Source organism: Yersinia sp. 1252 StPb PI (genome assembly GCF_048593885.1).
Lineage (GTDB): Bacteria > Pseudomonadota > Gammaproteobacteria > Enterobacterales > Enterobacteriaceae > Yersinia > Yersinia enterocolitica_E.
This window is the reverse complement of record NZ_JAZGQE010000246.1, coordinates 1-5,146: the sequence shown is the minus strand read 5'-3', so window position 1 is coordinate 5,146 and position 5,146 is coordinate 1. Positions and strand designations below refer to the sequence as shown.

Sequence of the window (5,146 nt, the reverse complement as noted above, 5' to 3'; positions counted from 1 at the left end):
CGCCTGAATTCCTGAGCTTCTTGTAGATGTGCCTTACGAATAAAAGAGAACAAACTGTCATTGTCGCTTCCGGCCTTCTGCCGTACAGAGATATCTCCTCCCTCATCAGGCGACGAGGGGCCAGCGTCACCTTGGCTAAGCCATTGGGAGACCTCGTCAACGTGATCCCTTTCGGTTTCTTTTGACGTTGTTTTTTTTTCCTTCGACTCATTGGAGTAAGGCATAAGACTGTCCTCAGGATAGGATTATTTAAGACTGGATTCTGAAAGGCGTTACGACCGAGTGAAAACAAAGGGCTCTGTCGCATTAGTGCAGGCAAGTCAGCAAAAGGTGCTATGTCGGTTTTTTAGGCAGCCAACAGATAAAACTGTTCCGATGGTGATAACTCCTCGCCATCGGGATGTTAGAGTTGCCCTTTACGTATCATGTGCACTAAGCAAGATACCAGCGGACACACTGAGCGATAATATCGGCGGGGTAATGCAGGCGACTGAAGGCATTTCGGATCAGATGCATGGGCTGGCAACATCAAAAAAAAGCATGTTACCGGACAACGCCATCATGCGACACAACCCTTTTAGACCATAATTGACACTTGTTACCTGACGACGCCTTAATGCAACAGCCCCCCTGACGGCATCCTTTCCGCCTGGGTTATCGGCAGGTAACACTCCACCTCGGCAATTTCATTGTTCTTTCCCACCATCAACAACATACGCGGCAAGGTTGGAGCTTCGTCTGCCATATCACGACGACCACGACTGAGCACCACCGAACCCTCCAGGCGCTGTGAAAAATCCCGAGACTGCAAGGCGGCGGCTTGCAGCGTTTGGTAGTCCTTGGTAAAGCCCGCTGGATTGCTAATTTTCTTATCCAGTAAAGAGACATACTGAGCTAACGAGTCGGCGTTTTTTATGCTCTTGGGGCCCGCTATGCCAATATTGTTGATCTGTTTTAGGTCGGCACCACCTAATCGGCTTACTGGCGCGCTAGCCCCCGCAGGCCGTACTAGCTGGTTATTGCCCAGATTAATCAGCTCATACACATCCACATCACCCTTATTGGGAAGATTCTTGGTGCCAATATAGACAAAATCAAGAGAGTTTAACTCGCCATGTGACAGCTCATGTATCAATACATCGGCAACCGCGTTCTTGCTTTTTCCCATCAGCTCATAATAGGCTTGGAAGCCATTACGTCCGACATGAATAACCTTGGCGTTAGGGTTACGGCCTAGCATCTGATATTGATTGGTGTCCAAGGCCGCTACGGTTGTCGACGCAGCATCGCTGCTAAATTTAAAATTATCTATATTGATTTTCTCCAAACCCTGCTTAAGCTTGAACAAATCATTGTGTAGCTGTTCTTGGCGATTGAAATTTTGACCAAAATACGCTTTTTCGATTAACGCGACTTCTTCACTTAAGTTGGGGTCTTTCCTGACTGTCATGGCGTTTTCTATTTTAGTGCGGGCGATGGGCAACGACTCATTTAGGCTTTTTTTAATCTTATGGTCCTGCACGATTTTACCTATAATAGGCAGATCAACGAGCGACAACTGCGGCATGCCCTCTGCGCCTTCCAGCCTATGCTGGCCCTCGGGCCGAGGGTTAGACGTTGACACAGCCCCCCGTTCGGCAAGTTCTTTGCGATATCGATTCTCCGTCAAATGCTCAATATTATTTTTCTTGAAAAAACCACTGTCATTGAACGGGAATTCAGGTGCCGCCGGCGGCGGTATACTCACTGTCGGATTTTGTGTCGTAGCTGACGGGCTAATCGGTTCAAGAACCAGAGTTATGCGTATAACCCCTTGAATGCGTATCTCTTTTATCCGCTTACCAAACTCCGGATAGGTACTTAACATCCGCGCTGTCGGTTGTACATTGGGTGTGGTCAACATGGCATCAAAGGCATCCCTCGTCTTTCCTTCCGGCCGCAGGACTATCGGCTCATTCTTGCTCGCAAGAAGCCCCTTGTGACCAAACATCAGTCTCATCGTCGCATCCGTATTATCATTCGCGATATTCTCCTGCGTAATAAACTCGACATTATTAAGCAACTCACTGTTTTTCCTTATGAACTCCCCCTGAAGTTCATTCATTTTTAGCGGTTTTCCTATCCCTTCCGTGGTAACCATAGCATCCCGGTTCCCGTACATGTTATCCACAACGAACACTTTTCCGTCATCCGACACCCTGAATTTATAAAAGGAGTGCAGCTCTCCCTTGACCTTTATATCCGTAACCTTTCCGACAGGTGTGACTACTTTACCGTCCTTACCTATATAAGGGGTTGTACTGGCTTTGGGTTCAATTTTTTCCTCATAGCGCAGCCGGTATTCATCGGGTTTTGATACCGAACTGGGAGGAGCTTCATAAAATTCAGCATATTTCCCCCGCCCTTTTTCGACGATTTTTTTCCACCTGATATTTTTTCCATAATAATTGGTGAGATTGTCATAGTATCGATCTTCGTTTGAGGACAAACCTGTCGGTTTATTTGATTTCCCATGCTCACGTATCTGGGTCTCAAATTCTTTGGCTCTGGACTCAGAAATACTATCTAACCGTTCAGGTTTGACCGGCCCGATACTCATTGCCTGAGAGATTACCGGTCCCGATGCAGATGACGGACCCGCCTTCGCGCCTGTTGTCCCCATTATCCTCGGCGGTGGCATTTTCGCGGCCAGTAGTGCCGGCGGTAGTGGTATTTTCGCTGCCGGTAGTGCCGGCGGCGGCGGTATGCTCACTGTCGGATTTTGTGTCGTAGCTGACGGGCTAATCGGTTCAAGAACCAGAGTTATGCGTATAACCCCTTGAATGCGTATCTCTTTTATCCGCTTACCAAACTCCGGATAGGTACTTAACATCCGCGCTGTCGGTTGTACATTGGGTGTGGTCAACATGGCATCAAAGGCATCCCTCGTCTTTCCTTCCGGCCGCAGGACTATCGGCTCATTCTTGCTCGCAAGAAGCCCCTTGTGACCAAACATCAGTCTCATCGTTGCATCCGTATTATCATTCGCGATATTCTCCTGCGTAATAAACTCGACATTATTAAGCAACTCACTGTTTTTCCTTATGAACTCCCCCTGAAGTTCATTCATTTTTAGCGGTTTTCCTATCCCTTCCGTGGTAACCATAGCATCCCGGTTCCCGTACATGTTATCCACAACGAACACTTTTCCGTCATCCGACACCCTGAATTTATAAAAGGAGTGCAGCTCTCCCTTGACCTTTATATCCGTAACCTTTCCGACAGGTGTGACTACTTTACCGTCCTTACCTATATAAGGGGTTGTACTGGCTTTGGGTTCAATTTTTTCCTCATAGCGCAGCCGGTATTCATCGGGTTTTGATACCGAACTGGGAGGAGCTTCATAAAATTCAGCATATTTCCCCCGCCCTTTTTCGACGATTTTTTTCCACCTGATATTTTTTCCATAATAATTGGTGAGATTGTCATAGTATCGATCTTCGTTTGAGGACAGACCTGTCGGTTTATTTGATTTACCATGTTCACGTATCTGGGTCTCAAATTCTTTGGCTCTGGACTCAGAAATACTATCTAACCGTTCAGGTTTGACCGGCCCGATACTCATTGCCTGAGAGATTACCGGCCCCGATGCAGATGACGGACCCGCTTTCGCGCCTGTTGTCCCCATGATCCTCGGCGGTGGCATTTTCGCGGCCAGTAGTGCCGGCGGTAGTGGTATTTTCGCTGCCGGTAATGCCGGCGGTAGTGGTATTTTCGCTGCCGGTAGTGCCGGCGGTAGTGGTATTTTCGCTGCCGGTAGTGCCGGCGGTAGTGGTATTTTCGCTGCCGGTAATGCCGGCGATAGTGGTATTTTCGCTGCCGGTAGTGCCGGCGGCGGCGGTATGCTCACTGTCGGATTTTCAGTGACAAGATTCGTGGATTGTGAATGATCCTGAGGTGCTGATTCACCCTCTGCAGGAAGCTTGTGTCCCCCCCCCGCGTTTTGTAGCCTAAACGCTAACAAATGAAGTTTACTTCCCCTCTCCCATTTGGCTCCGTTATCTCTGGATATCTCAATTTCCCCATGGTTTATTTTGCCTAGCAGGTCTGTCTGTCCAACTCTAAATGTGCGCACGGGCATTTTTGAACTTAAAGGATACTCGGGAGCATTATTTTGGAGCGCTTCAAGTTTTTCCAGTGGAGCACTGTCTTCCATTTTTCTACTTATTTTTAGCTTTGATGACATATTTTTTGCCATGTCATAAGAATTCTTAACACTCATGCCACTGGCCAAAAATGCCTGGTAAATAGCGAGGGGCTCACCAGTATCTACGGCTGTCTTAATGCTTTTCCCCACGATTGACAGATCGACAGTTTTATTTCCAAGCATCAAGCCGTATTTAACAGTCTTACCGCCAATATGGCTGAATTTCCCTACTTTAGCTGCAATTTTACCTCCAGGAATGCTCCCTGCAATCAAAGCAATAATCGCTAATGGGTCAGGATCCTGACCCTCTATCAAATCAGCAGCAATCTCCGCTGCTAATTGCGCGGTATTGAGGGCCACCCCCGCTGGCGTAAAGAAGGTAACTGTCCCTACCGTGACGTCAACCCAGCTTCCTATATATTCAGCCTGATGTACATGCAACTCTGTTTCTTGTACCGTTTCCCCTTTAATGTCACTGACTATTAACTGTGCCTGCCCACTGAGGGTAGAGAATGGTCTTGCGAATGACCTCAGATACTCTGCGGCAGTCAAGTTAGCCCAGGTGAAGTCAAGATGATATCTTGCTTCGGTTGCACGGACCTCTGGGTCAGGAATGTGGGCGCCAACAATCGCCATGGGAATTAATAGTTTGTTTGTTGGGGTCGCGTTCTTAAGCTTATAATCAGCCTCGATAGTATTAGCGAGTCTTTCAGAAAGACTCGCAATATCCATCGGCTCCGGATCGTTATAATTAAAGTATTCTTCAAAAATGGATCTCCCGCTCCTGATATTATTAAGCATATCAATACCACTGGGAAGAGTAATAGTCTCAGAGAATTTATAAATATTGATAACACGAAGACGCTTCCGTTGATCAGCATTATAAGGCATGGCCCATTCAATGTTTGCTAAAAGGTCTTTCCCTTCGCTGACATAGTAATAAGGTATTTCCGAATCTAA

The 5,146-nt window shown here is 47.3% G+C and carries 2 protein-coding genes and 1 pseudogene; all 3 read right to left on the bottom strand.

Annotated features, from left to right (window positions below):
* Positions 1 to 224, bottom strand: a 224-nt coding sequence (locus tag V2A85_RS21715) for a hypothetical protein (protein WP_420072336.1), incomplete at its 3' end; no start/stop codon positions are given.
* A gap of 211 nt (positions 225 to 435) precedes the next feature.
* Positions 436 to 516: pseudogene (locus V2A85_RS21710) on the bottom strand (IS6 family transposase); the annotation flags it as partial.
* A gap of 97 nt (positions 517 to 613) precedes the next feature.
* Positions 614 to 5,077: a hypothetical protein gene (locus tag V2A85_RS21705; RefSeq protein ID WP_420072335.1), complete on the bottom strand. Its 4,464-nt coding sequence runs from the start codon at positions 5,075 to 5,077 to the stop codon at positions 614 to 616.
* Positions 5,078 to 5,146: the final 69 nt, after the last annotated feature.

What these genes read in the sequence shown, in the direction of transcription:
- V2A85_RS21705 (WP_420072335.1), bottom strand. Translation starts at nt 5,077, where the DNA reads ATGCCTTATAATGCTGATCAACGGAAGCGTCTTCGTGTTATCAATATT.